Annotated in this window: 25 protein-coding genes; all 25 read right to left on the bottom strand. The window is 66.1% G+C overall.

What is annotated here, in order from left to right:
• Window positions 1-5: 5 nt before the first annotated feature.
• The 25 genes from nrdE to RS027_RS02690 all read right to left on the bottom strand — a co-directional run bounded on the left by nrdE (window position 6) and on the right by RS027_RS02690 (window position 22,563).
• Complete coding sequence (gene nrdE, locus RS027_RS02810; RefSeq protein WP_311953765.1) at window positions 6-2,162, bottom strand: class 1b ribonucleoside-diphosphate reductase subunit alpha; 2,157 nt, start codon at window positions 2,160-2,162, stop codon at window positions 6-8.
• On the bottom strand, window positions 2,144-2,557 hold the full coding sequence (nrdI, locus tag RS027_RS02805) for a class Ib ribonucleoside-diphosphate reductase assembly flavoprotein NrdI (RefSeq protein WP_311953759.1): 414 nt from the start codon (window positions 2,555-2,557) through the stop codon (window positions 2,144-2,146). Before nrdI ends, nrdE begins: the two co-directional genes overlap by 19 nt.
• Window positions 2,554-2,787, bottom strand: coding sequence for a glutaredoxin-like protein NrdH (nrdH, locus tag RS027_RS02800; RefSeq protein WP_311953755.1), 234 nt, complete (start codon window positions 2,785-2,787; stop codon window positions 2,554-2,556). The genes nrdI and nrdH overlap by 4 nt, the downstream gene beginning before the upstream one ends.
• Before the next feature lie 305 nt (window positions 2,788-3,092).
• On the bottom strand, window positions 3,093-3,704 hold the full coding sequence (locus RS027_RS02795) for a superoxide dismutase (RefSeq protein ID WP_311953752.1): 612 nt from the start codon (window positions 3,702-3,704) through the stop codon (window positions 3,093-3,095).
• Between the two features lie 222 nt (window positions 3,705-3,926).
• The gene (locus RS027_RS02790) at window positions 3,927-4,856 is read right to left on the bottom strand and encodes an electron transfer flavoprotein subunit alpha/FixB family protein (RefSeq protein WP_311953750.1); all 930 of its coding nucleotides are present in this window, start codon (window positions 4,854-4,856) and stop codon (window positions 3,927-3,929) included.
• Window positions 4,853-5,605: an electron transfer flavoprotein subunit beta/FixA family protein gene (locus RS027_RS02785; protein ID WP_311953748.1), complete on the bottom strand. Its 753-nt coding sequence runs from the start codon at window positions 5,603-5,605 to the stop codon at window positions 4,853-4,855. Before RS027_RS02785 ends, RS027_RS02790 begins: the two co-directional genes overlap by 4 nt.
• A 173-nt stretch (window positions 5,606-5,778) precedes the next feature.
• Window positions 5,779-6,618 carry a sulfurtransferase gene (locus RS027_RS02780; protein WP_311953746.1) on the bottom strand — a complete coding sequence of 280 codons (840 nt, stop codon included), beginning with the start codon at window positions 6,616-6,618 and terminating at the stop codon, window positions 5,779-5,781.
• A 41-nt stretch (window positions 6,619-6,659) separates the two neighbouring features.
• Complete coding sequence (locus RS027_RS02775; protein WP_311953743.1) at window positions 6,660-8,858, bottom strand: ATP-dependent helicase; 2,199 nt, start codon at window positions 8,856-8,858, stop codon at window positions 6,660-6,662.
• Window positions 8,855-9,403 (bottom strand): DUF1285 domain-containing protein, encoded by a 549-nt coding sequence (locus RS027_RS02770; protein WP_311953739.1) that lies wholly within the window; start codon window positions 9,401-9,403, stop codon window positions 8,855-8,857. Before RS027_RS02770 ends, RS027_RS02775 begins: the two co-directional genes overlap by 4 nt.
• A gap of 80 nt (window positions 9,404-9,483) precedes the next feature.
• Window positions 9,484-10,314 (bottom strand): TatD family hydrolase, encoded by an 831-nt coding sequence (locus tag RS027_RS02765; RefSeq protein WP_311953732.1) that lies wholly within the window; start codon window positions 10,312-10,314, stop codon window positions 9,484-9,486.
• Window positions 10,315-10,344: 30 nt separating this feature from the next.
• Window positions 10,345-10,680, bottom strand: coding sequence for a PilZ domain-containing protein (locus RS027_RS02760; protein WP_311953730.1), 336 nt, complete (start codon window positions 10,678-10,680; stop codon window positions 10,345-10,347).
• A gap of 12 nt (window positions 10,681-10,692) precedes the next feature.
• The gene (locus RS027_RS02755; RefSeq protein ID WP_311953727.1) at window positions 10,693-11,694 is read right to left on the bottom strand and encodes a DNA polymerase III subunit delta'; all 1,002 of its coding nucleotides are present in this window, start codon (window positions 11,692-11,694) and stop codon (window positions 10,693-10,695) included.
• Window positions 11,685-12,338: a dTMP kinase gene (tmk, locus tag RS027_RS02750; RefSeq protein WP_311954017.1), complete on the bottom strand. Its 654-nt coding sequence runs from the start codon at window positions 12,336-12,338 to the stop codon at window positions 11,685-11,687. The genes RS027_RS02755 and tmk overlap by 10 nt, the downstream gene beginning before the upstream one ends.
• Before the next feature lie 49 nt (window positions 12,339-12,387).
• Window positions 12,388-13,419 carry an endolytic transglycosylase MltG gene (gene mltG, locus RS027_RS02745; RefSeq protein ID WP_311953723.1) on the bottom strand — a complete coding sequence of 344 codons (1,032 nt, stop codon included), beginning with the start codon at window positions 13,417-13,419 and terminating at the stop codon, window positions 12,388-12,390.
• Window position 13,420: 1 nt separating this feature from the next.
• Complete coding sequence (pabC, locus tag RS027_RS02740) at window positions 13,421-14,239, bottom strand: aminodeoxychorismate lyase (protein WP_311953718.1); 819 nt, start codon at window positions 14,237-14,239, stop codon at window positions 13,421-13,423.
• 55 nt (window positions 14,240-14,294) lie between these two features.
• Window positions 14,295-15,533, bottom strand: a complete 1,239-nt coding sequence (gene fabF / locus RS027_RS02735) for a beta-ketoacyl-ACP synthase II (protein ID WP_311953714.1) — start codon at window positions 15,531-15,533, stop codon at window positions 14,295-14,297.
• Window positions 15,534-15,731: 198 nt separating this feature from the next.
• Window positions 15,732-15,965 (bottom strand): acyl carrier protein, encoded by a 234-nt coding sequence (gene acpP / locus RS027_RS02730; protein ID WP_311953708.1) that lies wholly within the window; start codon window positions 15,963-15,965, stop codon window positions 15,732-15,734.
• Between the two features lie 121 nt (window positions 15,966-16,086).
• On the bottom strand, window positions 16,087-16,845 hold the full coding sequence (gene fabG / locus RS027_RS02725) for a 3-oxoacyl-ACP reductase FabG (RefSeq protein ID WP_311953704.1): 759 nt from the start codon (window positions 16,843-16,845) through the stop codon (window positions 16,087-16,089).
• A 33-nt stretch (window positions 16,846-16,878) separates the two neighbouring features.
• Window positions 16,879-17,838 (bottom strand): ACP S-malonyltransferase, encoded by a 960-nt coding sequence (gene fabD, locus RS027_RS02720; protein WP_311953699.1) that lies wholly within the window; start codon window positions 17,836-17,838, stop codon window positions 16,879-16,881.
• A 77-nt stretch (window positions 17,839-17,915) separates the two neighbouring features.
• Window positions 17,916-18,944, bottom strand: a complete 1,029-nt coding sequence (gene plsX / locus RS027_RS02715; protein ID WP_311953691.1) for a phosphate acyltransferase PlsX — start codon at window positions 18,942-18,944, stop codon at window positions 17,916-17,918.
• A 38-nt stretch (window positions 18,945-18,982) separates the two neighbouring features.
• On the bottom strand, window positions 18,983-19,153 hold the full coding sequence (gene rpmF / locus RS027_RS02710) for a 50S ribosomal protein L32 (RefSeq protein WP_311953686.1): 171 nt from the start codon (window positions 19,151-19,153) through the stop codon (window positions 18,983-18,985).
• A gap of 31 nt (window positions 19,154-19,184) precedes the next feature.
• The gene (locus RS027_RS02705) at window positions 19,185-19,718 is read right to left on the bottom strand and encodes a YceD family protein (RefSeq protein ID WP_311953681.1); all 534 of its coding nucleotides are present in this window, start codon (window positions 19,716-19,718) and stop codon (window positions 19,185-19,187) included.
• 74 nt (window positions 19,719-19,792) lie between these two features.
• Window positions 19,793-20,890 (bottom strand): signal peptide peptidase SppA, encoded by a 1,098-nt coding sequence (sppA, locus tag RS027_RS02700; protein WP_311953677.1) that lies wholly within the window; start codon window positions 20,888-20,890, stop codon window positions 19,793-19,795.
• Between the two features lie 27 nt (window positions 20,891-20,917).
• A complete protein-coding gene (locus RS027_RS02695; protein WP_311953673.1) occupies window positions 20,918-21,613 on the bottom strand; it encodes an HAD-IA family hydrolase in 696 nt (231 codons plus the stop codon).
• Window positions 21,614-21,621: 8 nt separating this feature from the next.
• Window positions 21,622-22,563 (bottom strand): RluA family pseudouridine synthase, encoded by a 942-nt coding sequence (locus RS027_RS02690; protein WP_311953668.1) that lies wholly within the window; start codon window positions 22,561-22,563, stop codon window positions 21,622-21,624.
• Window positions 22,564-22,672: the final 109 nt, after the last annotated feature.

Here is a 22,672-nt window from a genome sequence, read left to right as displayed (position 1 = left end):
CTCCTTTACAGCGTGCAGGACACGCAGCCTTCGACTTCGGTGCCGGCAAGCGCGCTCTGACGCAGACGAATGTAGTAAAGCGTCTTGATGCCCTTGCGCCAGGCGTAGATCTGGGTTCGGTTGATGTCTCGCGTGGTCGCGGTATCGGGGAAAAACAGCGTAAGCGACAGCCCCTGATCCACGTGCTTTGTGGCCTCGGCGTAGGTATCGATGATTTTTTCCGCGCCGATTTCGTAGGCGTCCTGGAAATACGCCATGTTTTCGTCGTTCAGATACGGCGCCGGGTAGTAGGCCCGCCCGAGCTTGCCTTCCTTGCGGATCTCGATCTTGGCCGCCACCGGATGAATGCTCGACGTCGAGTGGTTGATATACGAAATCGACCCCGTGGGCGGTATCGCCTGGAGATTGCGGTTATAAAGGCCGTGGGCCATGATCGAGGCTTTCAGATCGCGCCAGTCGTCCTGAGTCGGCAGCGCTATGCCGGCCTGGTCAAACAGTTCCCTGACCCTGGCCGTGCGCGGCGCCCAGGCCTGATCGGTATATTTATCGAAAAAGCTGCCGTCGGCGTAGCGCGAGTCGGCAAACCCCCTGAAGGTATCGCCGTTTTCCATGGCCAGGCGATTGGACGCGCGCAGGGCGTGATAGGCCACGGTGTAGAAGTAGAGGTTGGTAAAGTCGAGCCCTTCTTCCGAGCCGTAGTGGATATGCTCGCGGGCGAGAAACCCATGGAGGTTCATCTGCCCAAGGCCAATCGCTCGGGACTGGGCGTTGCCGTTGGCCACCGACGGCACCGAGGTCAGGTTGCTCATCTCGGAAACGGCGGTGAGGCCGCGCACCGCGGTCTCCACGCTTCGGCCGATATCGCCGGCATCCATCACCTTGGCGATGTTCATCGAGCCTAGATTGCAGGAAATGTCCTCGCCCACGTGCGCGTAGCCAAGATCCTCGTCGTAGCGGCTGGGCGTGTTGACCTGGAGAATCTCCGAGCAGAGATTGCTCATGTTGATGCGCCCGGCGATGGGGTTGTCGCGGTTGGCGCTGTCTTCAAACAAGACGTAGGGATAGCCGGATTCAAACTGCAGCTCGGCAAGCGTCTGGAAAAACGCCCGGGCGTTGATCTTGGTCTTGTGGATGCGCTTGTCGGCGACCATTTCATGGTAGCGGTCGCTGACGCTGATATCGCCGAACGGCACGCCGTAGACGCGCTCGACGTCGTAGGGCGAAAACAGATACATCTCCTCGTTGCTTTTGGCAAGTTCAAAGGTGATGTCGGGGATGGACACCCCCATGGACAGCGTCTTGATGCGGATTTTCTCGTCGGCGTTTTCCCGCTTGGTGTCCATGAAGCGCAGGATGTCCGGGTGGTGGGCGTTCAGGTAAACCGCCCCGGCGCCCTGCCGCGCGCCCAGCTGGTTGGCGTAGGAAAACGCGTCTTCCAGCAGCTTCATGATGGGGATGATGCCCGACGACTGATCCTCGATGCGCTTGATCGGCGCGCCCTGCTCACGGATGTTGCTGAGCAGAAACGCCACCCCGCCGCCGCGCTTGGACAGCTGCAGCGCCGAGTTGATCGAGCGGCCGATGGACTCCATGTTGTCTTCGATACGCATCAGAAAGCACGACACCAGCTCGCCGCGCTGGCGCTTGCCGCAGTTGAGAAACGTCGGCGTGGCGGGCTGGAAGCGGCCGTTGATGATGTCGTCGACCAGCGCTTTTGCCAGCGCCTCATCGCCCCGGGCAAGCGTCAGCGCCACCATGCAGACGCGGTCCTCGAAGCGCTCCAGGTAGCGCTTGCCGTCAAAGGTCTTGAGCGTGTAGCTGGTGTAATACTTGAACGCGCCGAGAAAGCTCGAAAAGCGAAATTTCCAGGCGTAGGCCTGCTCAAAAAGCGCCTTGATAAACGCCGCATCGTACTGCTCGAGCATCTCGGCTTCGTAGTAGCCTTCCTCCATGAGATAGTCGAGCTTTTCTTCCAGCGAATGGAAAAACACCGTGTTCTGGTTAACGTGCTGGAGAAAATACTGGCGCGCCGCCTCGCGGTCCTTGTCCAGCTGCAGGCGGCCGTCGGCGCCGTACAGATTGAGCATGGCGTTGAGCGCGTGGTAGTCCAGCGTTTTTGCTGCCTGCTGGGAAGGCGCCGGTGCTACAGATGTGGTTGCCAAAACGAGGTAACTCCCTGACGAACGTTGACGACGTCTTGCGGCGTGCCGAAAAGCTCAAAGCGATATAAAAGCGGCACGTCGCACTTCTCCGCGACGATGCGACCGGCAATGCCGTAGGCGGTGCCGAAGTTGGTATTGCCCGCGGCGATGACGCCGCGGATAAAGCGCCGGTTGTGCGCATCGTTCAAAAAATGAATGACCGGTTTGGGGACGGCTCCCGCTACCTTGCCGCCGCCGTAGCTCGGCACCAGAAGGATGTAGGGTGTTGCCACCTGGAGCGGCTGCGCGTCGTGCTCGTAGGGGATGCGCGCCGCCGGCAGGTCGAGCTTCTCGACAAAGCGGCGGGTATTGCCCGACTTGGTCGAGAAATACACCAGCTGGGGCGAGGTGCTCATGCCGTCGCGGCGGCAAGTTCGCGAATGCGATCCGGGCGAAAGCCCGACCAGTGCGACTCGCCCGCGGTGACCACCGGCAGCTGGCGATAGCCCAGGCGCGCGAGGTCTTCCCGAGCGACGGGCGTTTCGTCGACGTTAATAACGGTATAAGAAAGGCCCCGCTTTTCCATTTCCCGGTAGGTCGCCGAGCACTGCACGCAGGCCGCAGCGCTATACACCGTAATGGCCATGATTGTCTCCTCTGTCCTTATCAGATCGCCTTGTCAAATCGCGTAGGCAGAAGCCGGTGGCGCCCGCCGACTCCACACAATATATAGTATATATATGCGACTTCAACCCGTATTTGGCACTATATATAGATTTTATCCGGTAGCAAAAGATTGCCCGATGTCAAGCTACCGAGACGGTGGATTTTGTGCTAGGCAGGCGGAACGGCGAGGCCAGAAAAGCCATTGCCCCAACATAAAAAAACCGCCCGCTGGGAGCCAGCGGGCGGTCGAATAGCGCTACCGTGGAAGTAGCGTCACGGCGTCATTCAGGCAACGGCGGCCTGGTAGCGACGCTCGACGTCTTCCCAGTTGATGACGTTGAAGAAAGCGTCGATATAGTCCGGACGCTTGTTCTGGTACTTGAGGTAGTAGGCGTGCTCCCAGACGTCCAGCCCCAGGATCGGCGTGTTGCCGTGGGAAATCGGGCTGTCCTGGTTAAGGGTGTTTTCCACCACCAGCTTTTTGTCGCCGGTGACGGAGAGCCATGCCCAGCCGCTGCCGAAGCGACCCAGCGCGGCTTTCTTCAGCGCGTCCTGGAAGGCTTCATAGCCGCCAAGCTCGGCGTCGATGGCTTTGGCCACGTCACCCTGGGGCTGGCCGCCGCCGTTGGGCGACATCATCTGCCAGAACATGCTGTGGTTGTGCACGCCGCCGCCGTTGTTGATCACGGCCTGGCGCTTGTCGTCGGGGACGCGGTCAAGGCTTGCCAGCAGCTCATCGACCGGTACGTCTTCAAGGCCGGTGCCTTCAAGCGCGGCGTTGAGGTTGTTGACATAGGTGTTGTGGTGACGCGAATGGTGGATTTCCATGGTCAGCGCGTCGATGTGCGGTTCCAGCGCATCGTAGGCATAGGGTAGTTCGGGCAGTTTATGTGCCATATTGCATCCTCTCCTTGCGTTATGGTTTTACCGTTGCTCTTGCCAACGCTTTCTAAGGTGCGGCCTTGGCGGCAGGATTTCAACCACGTCCTGCCCGCCGGCGCCTTCCCCTGGCGGCGTTGTCAGCTACTGGGAGTGTATCGAATACGCCGCCGGGACAAAAGCCGTAAGGCGCTTTTGCCCGGCGCGCGGCTTTTTCGAAAAGAAAGGATATTCAAATGCTTATAGCTTGCCCTCAAGCTCGGGAAGGACGTCGAACAGGTCACCCACCAGGCCATAGTCGGCGATCTGGAAAATCGGCGCCTCCGCGTCGTTGTTGATCGCGACGATTACCCGGGAGTCTTTCATCCCGGCCAGGTGCTGGATGGCCCCGGAGATGCCCACGGCGATATAAAGCTCCGGGGCGACGATCTTCCCGGTCTGGCCGACCTGCATGTCGTTGGGCACATAGCCGGCGTCTACCGCCGCCCGGGAGGCGCCGATGGCGGCGTCGAGCTTGTCGGCAATGCCGCCCAGCAGCCTGAAGTTCTCGCCGTTGCCCATGCCGCGCCCGCCGGACACGATCACGCTGGCGCCGCCAAGCTCGGGACGCTCGCTTGCGGCCAGCTGCTCGTCGACAAACTGCGCCAGGGTGTTTTCCACGACGATATCCAGCGCTTCCACCGGCGCCGGCTCCGATGCCGGCGCCACCGCATCAAAGGCGCTGGGGCGCACGCTGATGACCTTGAGCGCTTCGTGATTTTTCACCCGCGCCACGGCGTTGCCGGCGTAGATCGGACGCTTGAAGGTATCGGCGCTCTCCACGGCAATGATATCGGACACCTGGCCCACGCCCTTTAGCGCGGCCAGGCGCGGCAGCACGTTCTTGCCCGCCGAGGAGGTGCTTGCCAGCACATGGGTGTAGTCGTCGGCAAGGGCGACCAGCAGTGCGCCCACCGGCTCGGCCAGGCGGTGGGCGTAAACGTCGTGATCTGCCACGCGCACCCGGCGCACGCCGTCAAGGGCGGCGGCCTCCCTGGCGGCGGCCTGCACTTCCTTGCCCGCGACCAGCACGTCCACGCTTTCGCCGATGGCCCGGGCGGCCGCCAGCACGTGGGCTGTCTCGCCGGCCAGCCGGCCGGCATCCAGATCGGCGAGTACCAGAATGCTCATGAAATCACCTTTGCTTCATTCCTGAGTTTTTCCACCAGCTCATCCACCGAGGCTACCTTCACGCCGCCCCGGCGCTCTTCCGGCGGCTCAACGCCCAGCAGCTCGATGTTCGACGCCACGCTGACCCCGAGCGCTTCGGGGGTGGTGTCCTCCAGCGGCTTTTTCTTGGCCTTCATGATCGCCGGCAGCTTGGCATAGCGCGGCTCGTTCAGGCGCAGGTCGGCGGTAATCACTGCCGGCAGCGTAAGCCGCAGCGTCTGCAGGCCGCCGTCGACTTCCCGGGTGACCGTGACCGCCTGGCCGTCGACCTCGACCGCCGAGGCAAAGGCCCCCTGAGCGGCGCCCATCAGCGCAGCCAGCATCTGGCCGGTCTGGTTGTTGTCGCTGTCGATGGCCTGCTTGCCCAGCAGCACAAGGCCGGGCTGCTCCTGCTCGGCCACCCGCGCCAGCACCCTGGCCGCACAGTGGGAATCCACGCGCTCATCGGTTCGGACGTGAATGGCGCGATCGGCGCCCAGCGCAATGGCCGAACGCAGCTGCTCCTGAGCCGCCTTGGGGCCAATGGTCACGGCGACGATTTCGCTGGCCATGCCCTGCTCTTTCAGCCGCACGGCCTCTTCCACGGCAATTTCGCAAAACGGGTTCATGGCCATTTTGACATGGGTAAGTTCCACGTCCGAACCGTCCGGCTTGACCCGGATCTGGACGTTGTGGTCGACGACGCGTTTCACCGCGACGAGTACTTTCATAGGTGCCTCGCTTGACCTGAAGGGAATGCCGACTCCCCGTCGTTATCCGCGCGTCGCGGGGCAGCCGCTTAAGGCACGCCGATAAAGATCAAGGGAGTGTTCATACGCCGATATTATGCCTGCCATGCCCCGCAATCAGAAGCCGGCGCCTGCGGAAAAGCGGGCGGGCCGCGCTACCCGGGCGAGTCGCCGGTGGCCACGGGGTGCGACGCCACGGTGATCCACTCGCTCCAGGAGCCGGCGTAAAGCGCCGGCAGCGCTCGCCCGGCCACCGCGTAGGCCAGCACGTTATGGCAGGCGGTAATGCCGGAGCCGCAGTAGGCCGCGACGGCCGGTGCCCGGGGTAGCTCGGCGTCGAGCGCGGCGGCGGATTTGAAATAACCCTCGGCGGTAAGGTTGTCGGCGCTTGGCCGGCTGCGCGCGCCGGGAATATGCCCGGCCACCGGGTCCACGGGCTCGCTCTCGCCGCGAAAGCGCGCCGACGCCCGGGCATCCACCGGCAGCACTTCGCCGCCGGCGACGGTATCGGCATCCACCCAGGCGGCGTCGTTGAAGCGCGGCTGCCAGGCGCTCGGGGCCGGCGCTGCCGTTGCCGTCACCAGCGCGCCGCCGTGCGCCTCCCAGGCATAGAGCCCGCCGTCGAGCACGCGCACGTCCGGGTGGCCGGCCCATACGGCCAGCATCCACCAGGCCCTCGCCGCTGCCAGCTGGCCGCCGCGGTCGTCATACACCACCACCGGTTTCTCAGGAGCAATGCCCAGGCGCTGCACGGTGCGGGTAAACGCCTCGGCCGACGGCAGCGGATGGCGCCCGCCGGCGCCCGGGGCACCGGCCAAGTCGCCTTCCAGCGCCAGGTGCCGAGCCCCGGGGATATGGCCTTCGCCCCACAGCGTCTCGCCGGCAGCGGCGTCATCAAGGCGCGCGCGGCAGTCCAGCACCAGCGGCGCCGTGCCGGCAAGGGCGGTATCAAGGGCGATCTCAAGGGCTTCGGCGCTAATCAGCGGAGGTGACATGGCATGGCTCCCGTGGTGGCTGAGTACAGGCAGGCTGGCGCTCAGGGCGCGGCGCTGTCCAGGGATTCAATTGGCGCGCGCCGGGCCATCAGGCGCCGGCGGCCGGCCCGCAGAAAGCGCACGTCGATCACCGGGTCGTCGGGATTGCCCTCCACGGCGGCGACCTCGCCTTCGCCAAACACCGCATGGCGCAGCCGCTGGCCGGGAAAGAAGCCGCCGGATACCGGCGCCGCGGCGGCCGCTTCCTGGGGCAGCGCCTCGAGCGCTATGTCACTGCGCTCCACGCCTTCCAGGTAGCGCCGGGCAATAGCCGGCGAGCCCACGGTCAGCGGCGCGGCGGGCGGTGTCTCGGCGGCCAGCTGACCGGCAACGACCATGGCATCCTGCCAGGCGCACTCGGCCAGAAAGCGGCTGGGGCGGTGCTCGCCGCCGTCGTGAATAAGCCGCAGCTCTTCCCGGGCCCGGGTAATACCCACATAGAACAGCCGGCGCTCTTCTTCCAGACGCTCGTCGGTGAGGGGGTTGTCGCGGCTGTAGTGGGGAAAGTCTTCTTCGTTGATCCCAGCTACCGCCACCAGCGGCCACTCAAGGCCCTTGGCGGCATGTACCGTGCTGATCAGCACGCCGCCGGCCTGGTTATGCACCGGCCGCTGCAGAAGCTCGATAAAGGCGTCGGGGTCCGGCACGCTTTGCGCCTGTTCGATCAGCACGTCGAGCAGGCGCACGTCTTCCTCGCCCTTGTCGCGCCGGGCGGCCGCGCGCCTGAGCACCTTTTCCGCTTCCACGGCGTCCACCACGTGGCGTAACAGCTTCGCCGGCGGCCAGGCGCCGAGCCTTGGCAGCTCGCACAGCAGCCCCCAGCGCTTTTTCAGCGTGCGCCGCTGCATCGGCTTGAGCTCGGTGAGCAGTGGATCGCCGCGCTCGGGCCAGCGCTGGGTCTCGGCCAGACGGCAGGCCAGCCGCCAGAGCCTTTCCCGGGCGACAAAGGTCGTCGGCTGAGAGAGCAGCAGCAGCAGCAGCGAGGGGTCGTGAAGCAGCCCCGGCTGGCGGGCGAGCTTAAGATAGCCGGCCAGCGCCTGCACCAGCGGCAGGCGAAAGACAAAGCGGTCTTCCCGGGAGAGGCGAAACGGCAAGCCGGCCTGCAGAAGCGCCAGCTGGAACGGCACCGACAGCGCCCAGCTGCGCACCAGAAGACAGGCCTCGGCGAGCGGCCGCCCCCGGGCCTGCCAGTCCATCAGCGTATCCAGCAGCGCGCGGCTGCCCTGCCCTGCGGTGACCCGGGTCGCCGGATTGGCCGGGCCGGCCAGGCACAGCTGATCGGGCCGGCGGCGGTTGGCGGCAATGGCGTAGTTGGCCGCCAGCGCCAGGGCGTGGCCGTGGCGAAAGGTGATCGACAGCGGGTAGTCCCGGGCTGTGCCAAAGGTCGCGGTAAAGTCGGCCAGCATGGTGTCGGGATGGGCGCCGCGCCACTCATAGATACACTGGTTGGCATCGCCCACCGCCATGACGTCGGCTTTTCCGCCGGCAAGGAGTGCCAGCAGACGCTGCTGGGCGGCGTTGATGTCCTGGTACTCGTCGACGATGACGTGATCGAGAAAGCCCTCTACCCGAGCGCGCAGGGTATCGTCGGCCTCCAGCGCCCGCAGCGGTCGGTACAAGAGGTCGGCGTAGGTCATCACGCCGTCGTCGCGCAGCAGGCGCTCGGCTTCGTGGAAGGCGGCGGGAAAATAGTCCGTGTCGGGATCCAGATCGAGACGCGGATAGAGCGCTTCCGGGGAGATCATCTCGGCCTTGACCAGGGCGCAGTAGTGCGCCAGGGTTTCCAGCCGCTCGCCCTCCAGGGCCGCATCCCGGCGCTCGCGCTCGTGCTCCAGCACGCTCAGGCTTGCCTGGCGCAGCAGGCGCTCGAGCTGCCAGTCGGCCGAGAGCAGGCGGCGCGGCTCGAGCACGCCCCAGCGGCACAGGCTCTGGGTTAGCCGGTGGCCCAGCGAATGAAAGGTGCGCACGTCGGGCAGCGCCTGCCCGGGCGGCGCCATAGCGGCCAGACGGCGCTGGAAATCTTCCCGGGCCGAGCGGTTGAACATCAGCACTAGCATGCGCCTGGGGGCCACGCCGCTGGCCAGCAGATGCAGCACTCGGGCCGCCATGGTGGTGGTCTTGCCCGCCCCCGCTACCGCCGCCACCCGGGCGTGACCGCCGGCGTGATGAATCACCGCCTGCTGCTGCGCGGTGAGCTTCACAGCGCCTCGTCGTCGTCGAGCGTGCCCAGCACGTGCCAGACCCCGCCGCTTTCGATTCCGACCTGGGTGTGATCATCGCTCTGGCGCAGGCTGGCGGCGTCCACCAGCTGATAGTAGACGTTGCAGTTGAGCCTGGCCGTCAGGCCAAAACGTACCGGGACTTCCGGCGCCTCGTCGCCGGCGGGCGTGCGCGTCATCGTCAGCTGATGGTCAGCGTCCAGCGCAAACTCGTCGCCCTGCCCGGTGGTCAGCCACCAGCCGTCGCCCTCCTGCCGGGCGGCGACGACCATCAGCGGGCGGTCTTCCACTTCGATGCGCACGCGTTCGGCGGGGGTGACCAGGCACACCCCTTCCGGATCGCGGCGCATCAGGCTTGCCAACAGCCGCACAAGCTCCGGACGGGTAAACGGCTCGCCCTGGTGCCACCAGCTACCGTCGGCGCGGATGGTCAGCGGCATGTCGCCGCAAAACGGCGGCTGCCACTGGTCTACCGGCGGTATCTTCGCGGCGCTCTCGCCGTGTTTCAGCAAATGCTCAAGGTGCATGCTAACCTCCCGTGATTCCCACCCCGGCGCCGGTCCCTGTCCCGGCGCGGGGTTAGCGTCAATGGCGCCCGGCAGCGCCGCTATACCAGCCCGGCCCGGCTCAGCGAGTCGCGCTGCTCGGCCGTCACCTCGGGCGCGGCGGCGCGAAACAGGCGATAGAAGTTGGCCGTGGTCTGCATCGCCACTTCGTCTACGCTGATGCCGCGCGCTTCGGCGATGCACTCGGCGACTTCGACCACCCAGGCCGGCTCGTTGGGCTTGCCCCGATGCGGCACCGGGGCGAGATAGGGGCTGTCGGTTTCGATCAGCAAACGATCCAACGGCAGCCGGCGCGCCACGTCGCGCAGGGCCTTGGCGCTGGCAAAGGTAACAATGCCGGAAAGCGAAATATAAAGCCCCAGTGTCACCGCCCGGCGGGCCATGTCAAGGTCTTCGGTGAAGCAGTGAAGTGCGCCGCCGACGCTTGGGTCCAGGTGCTTTTCCAGCAGGGCCAGGGTGTCCTCCTGGGCGTCGCGGGTATGCACGATCACCGGCAGCCCCAGCTTGCGGGCGGCGATCAGGTGGCGCTCAAAGCGCGCGTGCTGTACGTCCGCGGGTACGCTTTCGCGGTAGTGGTAATCCAGCCCGGTTTCGCCGATGGCCACCGCGTCAAAGCGGGTGGCGGCGTCCATGATAGCGTCGATGTCAGGTTCGTCGGCCGAGGTATGTAGCGGGTGCAGACCCGCCGAGATCACCACGTCGTCGTGCTCCCGGGACAGCGCGGCAAGCCCCGGCATGTCATCCAGACTCACGCAGACGGCGAGAAACTGGCTGACCTGCGCCCGGCGGGCCACGTCAAGCGTGGCGGCAACGTCGCCGCCGTGGGTCTTGTCGGAAAGGCGGTCGAGATGGCAGTGGGAATCAACAAACATGGGGCACTTCGCCTGGGTAAAAATGGACGTTTACAGCGTGCAGGTAGCGGCGGCGCCGTCCAGCTGGCCGGCAAGCAGCGTCTCAATGCGGTCGCGCACGTTGTAGTCCTGCTGGCTGAAGTGCACGCCGACGCCGGGCTGGCGTCGTCCGGTGACGCCGTCGGGCGAAATCCATACCACGCTGCCGTTTACCGTCAGCTCCTGGTCATCACCGGGCAGGGTCAGCATCAGGATAACCGGATCGCCCAGCATGCAGCGCTCGGGGGTGGCCACAAAAAGGCCGCCGCGCTCGAGAAACGGCATGTACATCGACAGCAGCGCAGGTACGTCGGGCAGCGCCGTTGTCAGCAGTTTTTGCGTGCTCACAGCAAGCCTCCTTCAAGAGCGCAGCAGCGCCGACCAGCGCACCAGCCAGGCTTCCAGCACCAGCTGCGGATTGGGGTTGGCGCCTACCGCCAGCAGGCGCCGCTGCTCCCGGGCGTAGTCGAGCAGCCGGAACCAGTCCTGCACCCGGGCGTTCTTCGCCGCCTGACGATACAGCGGCACCAGATCGGGATTGCGCAGCCGCCGGCTGTCGCCGGACAGGCCAAAGCCGATCAGATCCTCAAGCCAGGCGATACCGTACCACAGGATGGCATCTGCCGCCTGGCGGTCAAACCGTGCCGCCTCGGAGATCGGCTCGGCGCCGCGCACCAGCTGCTCGAAGCAGTCGTGGAGCTGCTGACGCAGGGCCCGGGCTTCCGGGCCGGCAAGCTCGAGGGCGAGCAGCGGCAGGCCCCCCGCCACCTGCCACCAGAAGCGCGCCTCGTCGTCGTCCCCCTGCAGCTGCCCGGCAAGCCAGGCGCGGCAGTCGTCAAGCGCCACCGGCTTAAGCGACCACTGCTGACAGCGCGAGCGAATCGTGGGCAGCAGCCGCGAGGGCACGTCGGAGAGCAGCACGAAAAGGGTATTGCGCCCCGGCTCCTCCAGGCTTTTCAGCAGCGCGTTGCTGGCCGCCACGTTCATCGCTTCGGCCGGGGCAATGATGATCACCCGGTAGCCGCTTTGCTGGGCGGTCTGGGCGACAAAGCGGTTGACCTCGCGCACGCTGTCGATGCGGATCTGGCGCTTGCCCTCGTCGGGGACAATGCGCATGAGGTCGGGGTGATAGCCCGCGCCCAGCATCCGGCAGGCGTGGCACCGCCCGCAGGCCGTGGCCGTGTCGGCGGCGCACAGAAGACGCGCCACCAGCGCCTCGGCCAGCACCTGCTTGCCCACGCCTCGGGGGCCGCTTAGCAAAAGCGCATGGGGCAGCCGGCCGCTTTGCTCGAGCTGCCACAAACGCTCCCAGAGCGGCCGGTGCCAGGGCAGCGGCAGCCTGTCCTCCGGCGCTAGCGCCATGGTGCCGTCCGCCGGTCGAGGACGGTGGCAAGCTCGCACTGTACCGCCGACAGTGGCTGGGCGGCATCAATCAGGGCAAAACGCTCGGGCTCGGCCTCGGCTCGCCTGCGGTAGGCGTGGCGCACCGCGGCAAAAAACGCCCCGCGCTCGCGCTCAAATCGGTCACGCGCCCCGCCCCCGGCATCCGCTCTTTGGCTGACCCGGCGCGACGCAGCGTCAACGGGCATATCCAGCAGCAGGGTTAAATCCGGCGTCATGCCCCGCTGGACAAAACGCTCGAGTACGGCGATACGTTCGGCGTCAAGCCCGCGCCCGCCGCCCTGGTAGGCGTAGGTGGCGTCGGTGAAGCGGTCACACACCACCCAGGCGCCGCGCTCAAGCACCGGGCGAATTTTCTCCGCCAGATGCTGGGCCCGGGCGGCAAACATCAGCAGCAGTTCGGCGTCCGCGGCCAGCGGCTCGGCGGGAGCCGGATCGAGCAGCAGCTCGCGAATGGCCTCGGCGCGCGGCGTGCCGCCCGGCTCCCGGGTGCGCACCACCTCGATCCCCCGGGCCTCAAGCCAGGCGCTAACAAAGGCCATGTTGGTTGACTTGCCTACGCCTTCTCCGCCTTCCAGGGTGATCAGGCGCCCGCGCTGGGTCATGGATACCTCGCCGCCGTTTGTCAGGCCGGGTGTCAGGCCATGTGTCAAGTTAGTCATCGCTGCCCGAGTCGTCCTCGCGCTCGCTGCGAATAAAGCGATTCACCGCGTTGTTGTGCTCGCGCAGGCTGCCCGAAAAATGATGCGAGCCGTCGCCCTTGGCCACAAAGTACAGCGATTTGCCGTCCTCGGGGCTCACCGCGGCCTCAAGGGCTGCCTTCCCCGGCATGGCAATGGGCGTGGGCGGCAGCCCCTTGATCACGTAGGTGTTATAGGGCGTTGGTTCCTGCAGGTCGGCCCGGGTAATGTTGCCGTCGTAGCGGCTGCCCATGCCGTAGATGACCGTAGGGTCGGTCTGCAGACGCATGCCCTTCTCCAGGCGACGGGCGAACACGCCGGCGATTTCCCGGCGCTCGGCGGGTACGCCGGTTTCCCGTTCGATCAGCGACGCCATGATCAGCGCCTCATAAGCCGACTCGAACGGCAGCGCGTCATCTCGGCTCTCCCACGCGGCCTTGAGCATGCGCTGCATGCGCCGGTGGGCCTGGCGCAGAATGTCTGTATCGCTCATCCCCAGGTGATAGCGATAGGTATCGGGGAAAAACCAGCCTTCGGGATGTTCCTTGTCGGCATTGATCAGCGCCATCACCTCATCGTCGCTCATCTCGGCGGTGCGGTGCTCAAGCTTATCGGCGCTGTCCAGCAGGCGGCGCATCTGGGCGAATGTCCAGCCCTCGGGCACGGTGAGGGGGTACGTCACTACGTTGCTGCTGCCCAGCAGCGTCACCAGTTCGCGGCTGTCCATCTCCGGCGTCAGCCGGTATTCACCCACCCGCAGCGAGGGCACCTTGTCAGGCTCGGCCCGGGCCAGCACCTTCAGCGCCCAGGGATCGGCAATCACCCCGCGCCGGCCAAGCTCGTCCACTACCTGATTGAAGCCGGCGCCCTCGGGCACCTGGTACAGCAGGGGCTTGTCCAGCGCCAGCGGCGCAGCCAGCCGGCTTTGCCAGTAGGCGTAGCCGCCCGCTGCCGCGGCGGCCCCCAGCAGGATCAGCACGACCAAAGCTTTCAGGATACGTTTCACGTCAGTCCTCCCGGGACAGAGTTGGATACCCCAGCAGGCCGTGGGCGTCGGCCTGCAGCGGCGCGCCGGCGGCTCCGGCAAAGCGCCGCAGGGGCCGGCCCTGGGTCGTGACCAGGGCGTTGACCGGCCACAGGCCCTGGACCGAGTTACCCACAAACAGCTGCTCGACGGCGGGCGACTCGAGCAGCGCCTCGGCGCCGAGCGGCGCCTCCTGTACCCGGCCCTGATCCAGCAGCGCGGCGCGCAGGGTGCCGGCGACGCCGCTGGCGTCGAGCGGCGGCGTCCAGTAGGCGCCCTCCGCTCGCCAGAAAACGTTCATGGCGGTGGCCTCGACGAGGTTGCCGTCGGTATCGGCGAGCAGCCCTTCGGCGATGTCGGCGCTCTGCCACTCCCGGCGCGCCAACACGTTTTCCAGCCGATTGAGGTGTTTGATGCCGGCAAGCGCCGGCTGGCGGGCCAGGCGCAGCGCGCAAAAGCAGACGTCGACGCCCTGCCAGCGGGAGCGCGCCGGGGCAAACGCCGTGCGCCGGTGCAGCAGCCGCGGCCGCTGGCAATCCGGCAGCGCATAGCCGCGCCCGCCGCTGCCCCGGGTCACCATGATCTTGAGTACTTCAAGCCCGCTTGCCGGGGCCTGCCAGCAGGCCTCGAGCGCGGCGTCGTCGGGGGGCGGGATGCCCAGCGCCTGACAGCCGTGGCGCAGCCGCGCGCGGTGCCGGGGCCACAGCAGCGGGACGCCGTCGCGCATCAGCACGGTTTCAAACACGCCGTCGCCGAAGGCCAGGCCGCGATCGTCAAGCGGCACCTGATCCGCTGATGCCATTGGCTCCTCCGTATCCTGGACGGCCTGAAGCGGCTGCCCCTAGACCCTCTGAAACTTAAACCTTCTGAAACAGCAGCGACCCGTTGGTGCCGCCAAAGCCGAAGGAGTTGGATAGCGCCACGTCGATGCGCATGTCCCGGGCGGTATGCGGCACGTAGTCCAGGCGGCAGCCTTCCTGGGGGTTATCCAGGTTGATGGTCGGCGGCGCGACCTGGTCGCGAAGGGAGAGCACACTGAACACCGCCTCCACCGCGCCGGCCGCGCCCAGCAGATGGCCGATCATCGACTTGGTCGAGCTCACCGCCACCCGGGACGAGGCCTCGCCCAGCACCTGCTCGATGGCGCGGCTCTCGGCCAGATCGCCGGAAGCCGTCGAGGTGCCGTGGGCGTTGATGTAGTCCACACGGGAAGGATCGATACCGGCATCCTTGATGGCGTTGCGCATGGACAGCGCCGCCCCGCTGCCGTCCACGGGTGGGGCGGTCATGTGGAAGGCGTCGTCGCTCATGCCAAAGCCGCTCATTTCGGCGTAGATCGTCGCGCCGCGGGCTTTGGCATGCTCGTACTCTTCCAGCACCAGCACGCCGGCGCCGTCCGAGAGCACAAAGCCGTCGCGGTCGACGTCCCAGGGGCGGCTGGCCGCTTCGGGGTCGTCGTTGCGGGTGGAAAGCGCCCGGGCCGCGGAAAAGCCGCCCAGTCCCAGCGGCGTGGTGGCCATTTCGGCGCCGCCGCAGACCATCACGTCAGCGTCGCCGTAGGCAATGGTCCGCGCGCTGTAGCCGATGTTGTGGGTGCCCGTGGTGCAGGCGGTGGTAATGGCAATATTGGGACCCTTGAAGCCATGCTGGATCGCCATGTTGCCGGAAATCATGTTGATGATGGACCCGGGCACGAAAAACGGCGAGATACGCCGCGGGCCGCTCTTTTCCAGCGCCTTGTGGTTGTGCTCGATCATCGGCAGCCCGCCGATGCCGGAGCCGATGGCCACGCCGATGCGCTCGGCGTTGTCCTCGCGGCACTCGATGCCCGAATCGGCGATCGCCTGGGCCCCGGCGACCATGCCGTACTGGATAAAGAGGTCCATCTTGCGAGCGTCCTTGGGGTTGAGATAGGCCGACACGTCAAACTCCTTGATCGACCCCCCAAAGCGCGTGTTGAACCCTTCGGTATCGAAGTGCTCGATGGGAGCGATGCCGCTCTTGCCGGCCACGATGTTGGCCCATGACCGGTCAACGGTATTCCCGACCGGGGTCACCAGGCCTAGCCCGGTTACCACTACCCTTTTTCGTGCCATCAGCTTTCCTCCAGGCATCCTTGGTGACGTAACCCGCTTGGGGGGCACTGGCTGCAGCGTAAACAGCGCAGATATCAAGCGCCACAGTATAACGAAATTTATCTGCTGTATTCAGCCGGCAAACAAAAAGCCGCCCATGACAGGACGGCTTTTATGTGGGCGACTGCACCGCCCCGGTTTGTCACTGCGACACGACCCTTACTGGTGGGTGTTCACGTAGTCGACAGCTTCCTGAACCGTGGTGATCTTTTCCGCTTCTTCATCGGGAATTTCAGTGTCGAATTCCTCCTCCAGCGCCATGACCAGCTCGACGGTGTCCAGCGAGTCCGCGCCCAGATCTTCGGTAAAGGAAGAGCTGCTCTGAATGTCTTCTTCCTTGACGTTCAGACGCTCGGCCACAACTTTCTTTACGCGCTCTTCAATAGTACTCATCAACGTACTCCAGTCATTCTCGTCAGCCGTGTCAGTGCCGGCTATTGGGAAACCGCAAGCCAAAAGCTGCGGGTAGTTTATAGACGCCCTTGAGCTGACGCAACCGCCATTTCAAAGGGCATCAACGCATATTCATACCGCCGTTGACGTGCAGCGTTTCACCGGTGATATAGCCGGCGCCGTCGCTGGTCAAAAAGCCCACGGCCGCGGCAATTTCATCGGGTTCACCCAGGCGCGCCAGCGGAATTTGCGCCAGCAGCGCCTCTTTCTGCACTTCAGGCAGCGACTCGGTCATGTCGGTGGCGACAAACCCCGGCGCCACGGCGTTGACCGTGATCGCCCGCGAGGCCACTTCCCTGGCGAGCGCGCGGCTGAAGCCTTCCATGCCTGCCTTGGCCGCCGCATAGTTGCTCTGCCCCAGGTTGCCCATGGTGGCGACCACCGAGCTGATCGAGACAATGCGCCCGAAACGCGCCTTGGTCATGCCGCGCAGGCAGGCCTTGCTCAGGCGATAGACCGACGTCAGGTTGGTGTCCATCACCTCGCCCCACTGATCCTCTTTCATCCGCATCAGCAGATTGTCCCGGGTAATGCCGGCGTTGTTGATCAGGATAGTCGGCGCGCCGAAGCGCTCGCCAATCGCCTTGAGCACGGCGTCGATGCTTGCCTGGTCGGTAACGTTGAGGCACATACCGGCCCCTTCAATGCCCTGCTCTGCCAGAGCGGCATTGATTTTTTCCGCGCCGGCGTCGCTGGTCGCCGTGCCCACAACGATGCGCCCCTGGCGGCCAAGCTCGTATGCCACGGCACGGCCAATACCCCGGGTGGCCCCGGTTACCAGCGCTACCCGGCGCTGCCGGGTGGTCTCTTCCTGTGTCATTGCACTATGCCCTACTCAAGAATCAGAGGATGGTCAGCCTTCGCCGGCAACGTCGGCGCGGGCCAGCTCCAGCGCGGCATCGAGGCTCTCCGGATCGTTGACCGCAAGCCCTTTGCTGCCGCGCACGATACGCTTGTTAAGGCCGGTCAGCACCTTGCCCGGCCCGCACTCGACGAATACCCCGGCACCCTGCTCCTGCATCGCCAGCACGCACTCGCTCCAGCGCACCGGCTGATAGAGCTGCTCGATCAGGCGGGTGCGCAGCGCGTCGGTGTCGCTATGGGCGCGGGCATCGACGTTCTGGATCACGGTATAGCGCGGCGCCCGCAGCGTGACCTTGCCCAGAGCGTCGGCCAGCTGCTCGGCTGCCGGACGCATCAGCTCGCAGTGCGACGGGACCGATACCGGCAGCGCCAGCGCCCGCTTGGCACCGGCCTGCTGGCAGGCGCCAATGGCACGCTCCACCGCCGCCTTGCTCCCGGCGATAACCACCTGGCCCGGGGCATTATAGTTGACCGCGGACACGACTTCGCCCTGGGCGGCCTCGGCGCAGGCCGCTTCCACCGCCTGGTCGTCAAGGCCCAGAATCGCCGCCATGCCGCCTTCGCCCTGGGGCACGGCTTGCTGCATGGCATCGCCGCGCAGGCGCACCAGGCGCACCCCTTCGGCAAAGCTCATCACGCCGGCGCAGACCATGGCGCTGTATTCGCCCAGGCTGTGCCCGGCCATGACGTCGGGCCGCGGGCCTTCCAGCTCCTGCCACACGCGCCACACCGCCACGCTTGCCGCGAGCAGCGCCGGCTGCGTGCAGGCGGTGGCGTTCAGCGAGGCCTCCGGCCCCTCCTGAACGACCTTCCACAGGTTATAGCCCAGCGCGTCCGACGCTTCGTTAAACGTGGTTCCCACCACGCTGTAGCGTTCCGCCAGCTCTCGCAGCATGCCCAGCTGCTGAGAGCCTTGCCCGGGAAACATGAGGGCAAGGGGTTGAGACATGTCGTTTCACCTTTGCTCTTGTTGGCTTTTCTCGGCATTCGCGCCTGGCGCGTTCCCGCTTGAGCGCAGCGGGTCGGCTAAGGCATCGACTGCCAGCGTTCGGCGAGGCGGCCGGGCAGGTCGTGCTCAACTTCCTGCATCGCCCGCCGTATCGCATAGTAGAAGCCTTCCGCATGGGCACCGCCGTGGCTTTTGACCACAATGCGCGATAGCCCCAGCAGGCTGGCACCGTTATAGCGCACGGGGTCGAGCTCGCGCTTCAGCCGCCTGAGCACCGGCCGGGCCAAAAGGCTAGCCAGCCGGCCGCTGAGCCGGGCTTCGAACGCCTCCTGCACGCGCTCGACCAGCATGCCGGCAAGGCCTTCGCTTGCCTTGAGCACGGCGTTCCCCACCAGGCCGTCGCATACCATGACGTCAAGCGAGCCGCTGTAAAGATCGCCGCCTTCGGCGTAGCCGCGGTAGTCAAACGCCCCGGCGGCGGCGTAGCGGCGCAGGATAGCATCGGCTTCGCGCAGCTCGGCGCTGCCCTTGGTCGCCTCGGCGCCCACGTTCAAAAGAGCGACGCGCGGCCTCTCCAGGTCGTCCACGCTTTGCGCCATGGCGGCCCCCATGAGGGCAAAGTCCGCCAAGCGGCGCGCCGGCGAATCGACGTTGGCGCCCAGATCCAGCAGGTAGCACTGCCGCCGGCGGCGGGCCGGTATGGCCGTGCTGATAGCCGGCCGGCTGACGCCCGGAAGCGTGCCCAGAGAGCGACGCGACAGCGCCACCAGCGCCGCGGTGTTGCCGGCGCTGACGGCGGCATCAAGCCCTTCGCGGCTGTCGCCGAGGGCGTCGAGCATGCAGGCCATACTGGTATCGCGGCCGTGGCGCAGCGCCCAGGCCGCCGTGGCCTCCGCCGGCACGCCGTCGGCGGCATCCCGGGGTATTAAACGCGACGCTGCCGCAGCCAGGGGCTGCGGCAAGCGTGAAAGCTCGGCCTGTATGTGCTGACGAGGGCCGAACAGTTCAAGCACCAGCGCGGGGTCTTCCCGCGCCGCGCGCGCAGCGCCGTGAATGATGGCGCGGGAGCCGTGATCGCCTCCCATGACATCAATGGCTATGCGCACGCGTCGCCGGGCTTTCTTCGCGCATCAGACACTGGATCTTATACCTCGACGACCTTGCGGCCGCGGTAGTAACCGTCAGACGCCACGTGGTGACGCAGGTGCTTGGTGCCGGTTTCCTTGTCCTCGGAAATCGTCGGTGCGCTCAGCGAGTCGTGGCTGCGACGCATGCCGCGGGCGGAACGGGTTTTACGGTTCTTTTGAACTGCCATGGGACATTACTCCAGGAAGGGTAAAAGGGAGTTATTGCTTGTCTTTCAGGGTGCGAAGCACCGCAAAAGGATTCTCGTCAGACGCCGAGGCGTCTTCTTCGGGTTCGTCCGCCTTGCTGACCAGCTGCTCCGCGGGTACAAGGCAGTCGGCTTCATCGTGATAGATCACCTGGGGCAGGCTCAGAATCAGCTCGTCCTCAACCAGCGTCAGCAAGTTAAGCTGCTCGTTTTCTACCAGCACCGGCTCGTGGCTTGCGGGCAGCTCGCCGGCGAGCGCCTCGTCGGCCACCATGCCCAGCAGAAAATCGCTCTCTACCGGCTGCTCGATGGGCGCCAGGCAGCGCCGGCAGGCGAGCATCAGCGCGGCGTCGAGCGAGCCGTGTATTTCGCGGCGACCCTGGGCGTCAATGCCGAACTCAAGCACGACGCGGCAGTCACCCGACTGCGGGCCGGCTTCTTCGGCTAGACGGGCAAGGCCGCTGAGCGCTACCAGGCCTTCGAGTCGTTCGTGGCGGGCAGCAAGCTTGTAAGGCTCTACCCGGCTAGGAAGTCGTGAGGTCAACATAGGCGCGCAATGATAGGCACTCCCCCCGCCGGTGTCAAAGCCTGAGCGGGGGTTCGAGGCCGCAGCGCTTCCCGTCAGCGATCGACGGAGAACTGCAGCGGTGACGGCGAGGTGGAAACGCCGAGCACCCGGGCCGCGGTACGAGCAAAGCGGCGCGACAGCTGGTCAAGCGGGCCAAGCGCCGGGGTGTAATCCTCCCGGTGCACGCCGTCGGTATAGTCGCGCGCCACCTCTTCGATATTGGCCAGGCGGTCGACCAGCCCCAGCTCGATGGCCTGCTCGCCGCTCCACACCAGCCCCGAGAACAGCCGCGGATCCTCGCTCAGGCGCTCGCCGCGGCCGGCCTTCACGTCGGCCACGAACTGCTGATGGGTGGTATTCAGCACCGACTGCCAGAACGCCTCGGTGTCCTCGTCAAGCGGCTGAAACGGATCAAGAAACGCCTTGTTTTCCCCGGCGGTCATTACCCGGCGCTCGACGCCCAGCTTGTTGATGGCCTGCTGCAGGCCAAAACCCGAGTAGATCACGCCGATGGAGCCCACCAGGCTCGCCGGCGACGCCACCACCTCATCGGCGGCCGCGGCAATATAGTAGGCGCCGCTGGCGCCGATATCTTCAATCACCGCGATGATCGGCTTGTTGCCCGCCTCGCGCAGGCGCATGACTTCGGCGAAGACGCGCTGGGACTGCACCGGGCTGCCGCCGGGGCTATTGATGTGCAGCACCACCGCCCTGGCGTTATTCGCCTCCCAGGCGCGATTGAGCCCGCGAATAAGCCGCTCGGCGTTGGCCGGCGAATCGTCGGCAATGGCGCCCTCGACCTCGACCACGCCCAGGTGCGGCTGCGCGCTCACCGCCGTTGCCGACCTGTCGCCGAACAGGCTGTAGACGCTAAGCAGCACCGACGCCAGCACCAGCGCCAGCAGCATAAGTCGCAGGGCGATCTTCCAGCGCCGGCTGCGGCGCTGCTCGGTCAGCACCCCGCCGATCCAGCGGTCCATCATTTCCAGCTGCTGCAAGCGCTGGCGCTCGCGCAGCGTGGCGGCATCATCGCCCGGGTGGCCCGCCTCGGCAGATGCCTTGTCAGACACCGCTTCGTTTTCGGTCCAGGGGTCAGAAGTAGCCCCGCGGGGCCCCTCTCCCCTGCCGTTGCCGGTTGGCTCGTCGCTCATGCTGCCTCCTTTGTCAGGTCGCGGCTGTTACGGCGCCGTCGCGGGCGCTGCCTTTACCGCTGACGCGTCCAGCCAATCAAACAGCCCGTCAATATCGTGGGCAATATGCAGCGGCTCAAAGGCCGCCAGGCGCTCGCTTTCGTGCACGCCGTAGCTCACCCCCACCCGGGGCATATTCAGCGCGCGCGCCATGGCCATGTCGTATTCGGTATCGCCGATCATGAGCGCCCGGCTGGCGGACACGCCGAGCTCGTCGAGCAGCTCGTCAAGCATCAGCGGGTCCGGCTTGGAGCGGGTCTCATCGGCGGTACGGCTTGAGTGAAACCAGCGGGCGCTTCCGGTCTCGGTGAAAATCCGGTCGAGGCCGCGGCGGGTCTTGCCCGTGGCCACGGCAAGCCGAGGAGCCCCCTGGCGATGCAGGCGCTCGAGACGGGCCTCAACGCCGTCGAAAAATGCCATGGGGGTGGCATCGGCGTGAACGAAGTAGTGCGCGTAGCGCTCGCGCAGGCGCGCCGAGTGCGCCGCGGTAATGCCCGGACAAAGGATATCCACCGCTTCGGGCAGCCCCAGCCCGACGATGTTTTCCACGGCTTCGGGGGCAAGCTCGCCCCACTCGGCGTCCCGGGCGGCCGCCTGCATGCTGGAAACAATACGCGGCACCGAGTCCATCAGGGTGCCGTCCCAGTCAAAAATCATCAGGTCAAACGACGGTGTTGTCGACATGTTGTGTCCTATCCACGAAGAGGGGTCAGCACGCTCTCCAGCGCCTCGGGAAGGGGCGCCTTGACCGTGATCATGCGCCCGCTGCCGGGCTCAGGGAAGCTCAGCGAACGGGCGTGCAAAAACAGCCGCCCCGCGCCCAGGCGGCGGGAAACCGCCGTACTTTCCCGGGTGAAATACTTGTCGTCGCCCAGCAGCGGATGCCCGGCATGGGCGGCGTGCACGCGAATCTGGTGGGTGCGCCCGGTGACCGGCTCGGCCTCGATCAGCGTGGCGCGGGCAAAGGCCTCCTCGACGGCAAAGCGCGTCCGCGCAAACTTGCCGTCGGCCGCGACCCGCACGCGACGCTCGCCGTTGCCCGCGTCAAAGCGATCCAGCCGCGCGCTGACAAAAGTCTTGCGCGCCGGCCAGCGGCCGCTGACCAGGGCCAGGTAGCGCTTTTCCATGCCGTGCTCCTTGAGCGCCCGATTGAGCGACAGGAGCGCCTCCCGGGACTTGGCCAGCAGCAAACAGCCCGAGGTGTCGCGGTCCAGCCGATGCACCAGCTCCAGAAAATCAAGGTCGTCACGCACCTGGCGCAGCGCCTCGATCAGACCGATCTTGACGCCGCTGCCGCCGTGCACCGCCAGCCCCGACGGCTTGTTGAGCACCAGCCAGTCGGCGCTTTCGCGCAGCACGCTGCCCAGCAGCAGATCGCGCAGGCTGTCGCTGACTTCCTTGACCGCCTCCTTGGGCGCCAGCCGCAGCGGCGGCACTCGCACCCGGTCACCGGCCTGCACGCGATAGCCGGCCTTGACGCGTTTTTTGTTCACCCGCACTTCGCCCTTGCGCACAATGCGGTAAATCAGCGCCCGGGGGGCGCCCTTCAGCCGGGTCATGAGAAAGTTGTCGATGCGCTGCCCCGCCTGCTCTGGGGCGATGTCCACCCACTGTACGTCTCGCCCTTCGGCCATGGCGGTGTACTCCTTGCGCCGGGAAAAGCGCCATTCTATCGCACACGCCCGGACAATGCGCCCCGGACAGGCGAACCCGGCATCATTTGCCGGCGGGTAAATTGCTGGC

Origin of the sequence: Halomonas garicola, assembly GCF_031935715.1 — a bacterium.
Taxonomy (GTDB): Bacteria; Pseudomonadota; Gammaproteobacteria; order Pseudomonadales; family Halomonadaceae; genus Vreelandella; species Vreelandella garicola.
Note: the sequence above shows the minus strand (reverse complement) of the source record. Positions and strands in the feature narration are given on the sequence as shown.

Coding starts and splice junctions, on each gene's coding strand:
- nrdI (WP_311953759.1), bottom strand. CDS start 2,557: ATGAGCACCTCGCCCCAGCTGGTGTATTTCTCGACCAAGTCGGGCAAT.
- nrdH (WP_311953755.1), bottom strand. CDS start 2,787: ATGGCCATTACGGTGTATAGCGCTGCGGCCTGCGTGCAGTGCTCGGCG.
- RS027_RS02795 (WP_311953752.1), bottom strand. CDS start 3,704: ATGGCACATAAACTGCCCGAACTACCCTATGCCTACGATGCGCTGGAA.
- RS027_RS02790 (WP_311953750.1), bottom strand. CDS start 4,856: ATGAGCATTCTGGTACTCGCCGATCTGGATGCCGGCCGGCTGGCCGGC.
- RS027_RS02785 (WP_311953748.1), bottom strand. CDS start 5,605: ATGAAAGTACTCGTCGCGGTGAAACGCGTCGTCGACCACAACGTCCAG.
- RS027_RS02780 (WP_311953746.1), bottom strand. CDS start 6,618: ATGTCACCTCCGCTGATTAGCGCCGAAGCCCTTGAGATCGCCCTTGAT.
- RS027_RS02770 (WP_311953739.1), bottom strand. CDS start 9,403: ATGCACCTTGAGCATTTGCTGAAACACGGCGAGAGCGCCGCGAAGATA.
- RS027_RS02765 (WP_311953732.1), bottom strand. CDS start 10,314: ATGTTTGTTGATTCCCACTGCCATCTCGACCGCCTTTCCGACAAGACC.
- RS027_RS02755 (WP_311953727.1), bottom strand. CDS start 11,694: ATGGCGCTAGCGCCGGAGGACAGGCTGCCGCTGCCCTGGCACCGGCCG.
- tmk (WP_311954017.1), bottom strand. CDS start 12,338: ATGACCCAGCGCGGGCGCCTGATCACCCTGGAAGGCGGAGAAGGCGTA.
- pabC (WP_311953718.1), bottom strand. CDS start 14,239: ATGGCATCAGCGGATCAGGTGCCGCTTGACGATCGCGGCCTGGCCTTC.
- fabF (WP_311953714.1), bottom strand. CDS start 15,533: ATGGCACGAAAAAGGGTAGTGGTAACCGGGCTAGGCCTGGTGACCCCG.
- acpP (WP_311953708.1), bottom strand. CDS start 15,965: ATGAGTACTATTGAAGAGCGCGTAAAGAAAGTTGTGGCCGAGCGTCTG.
- fabG (WP_311953704.1), bottom strand. CDS start 16,845: ATGACACAGGAAGAGACCACCCGGCAGCGCCGGGTAGCGCTGGTAACC.
- fabD (WP_311953699.1), bottom strand. CDS start 17,838: ATGTCTCAACCCCTTGCCCTCATGTTTCCCGGGCAAGGCTCTCAGCAG.
- rpmF (WP_311953686.1), bottom strand. CDS start 19,153: ATGGCAGTTCAAAAGAACCGTAAAACCCGTTCCGCCCGCGGCATGCGT.
- RS027_RS02705 (WP_311953681.1), bottom strand. CDS start 19,718: ATGTTGACCTCACGACTTCCTAGCCGGGTAGAGCCTTACAAGCTTGCT.
- sppA (WP_311953677.1), bottom strand. CDS start 20,890: ATGAGCGACGAGCCAACCGGCAACGGCAGGGGAGAGGGGCCCCGCGGG.
- RS027_RS02695 (WP_311953673.1), bottom strand. CDS start 21,613: ATGTCGACAACACCGTCGTTTGACCTGATGATTTTTGACTGGGACGGC.
- RS027_RS02690 (WP_311953668.1), bottom strand. CDS start 22,563: ATGGCCGAAGGGCGAGACGTACAGTGGGTGGACATCGCCCCAGAGCAG.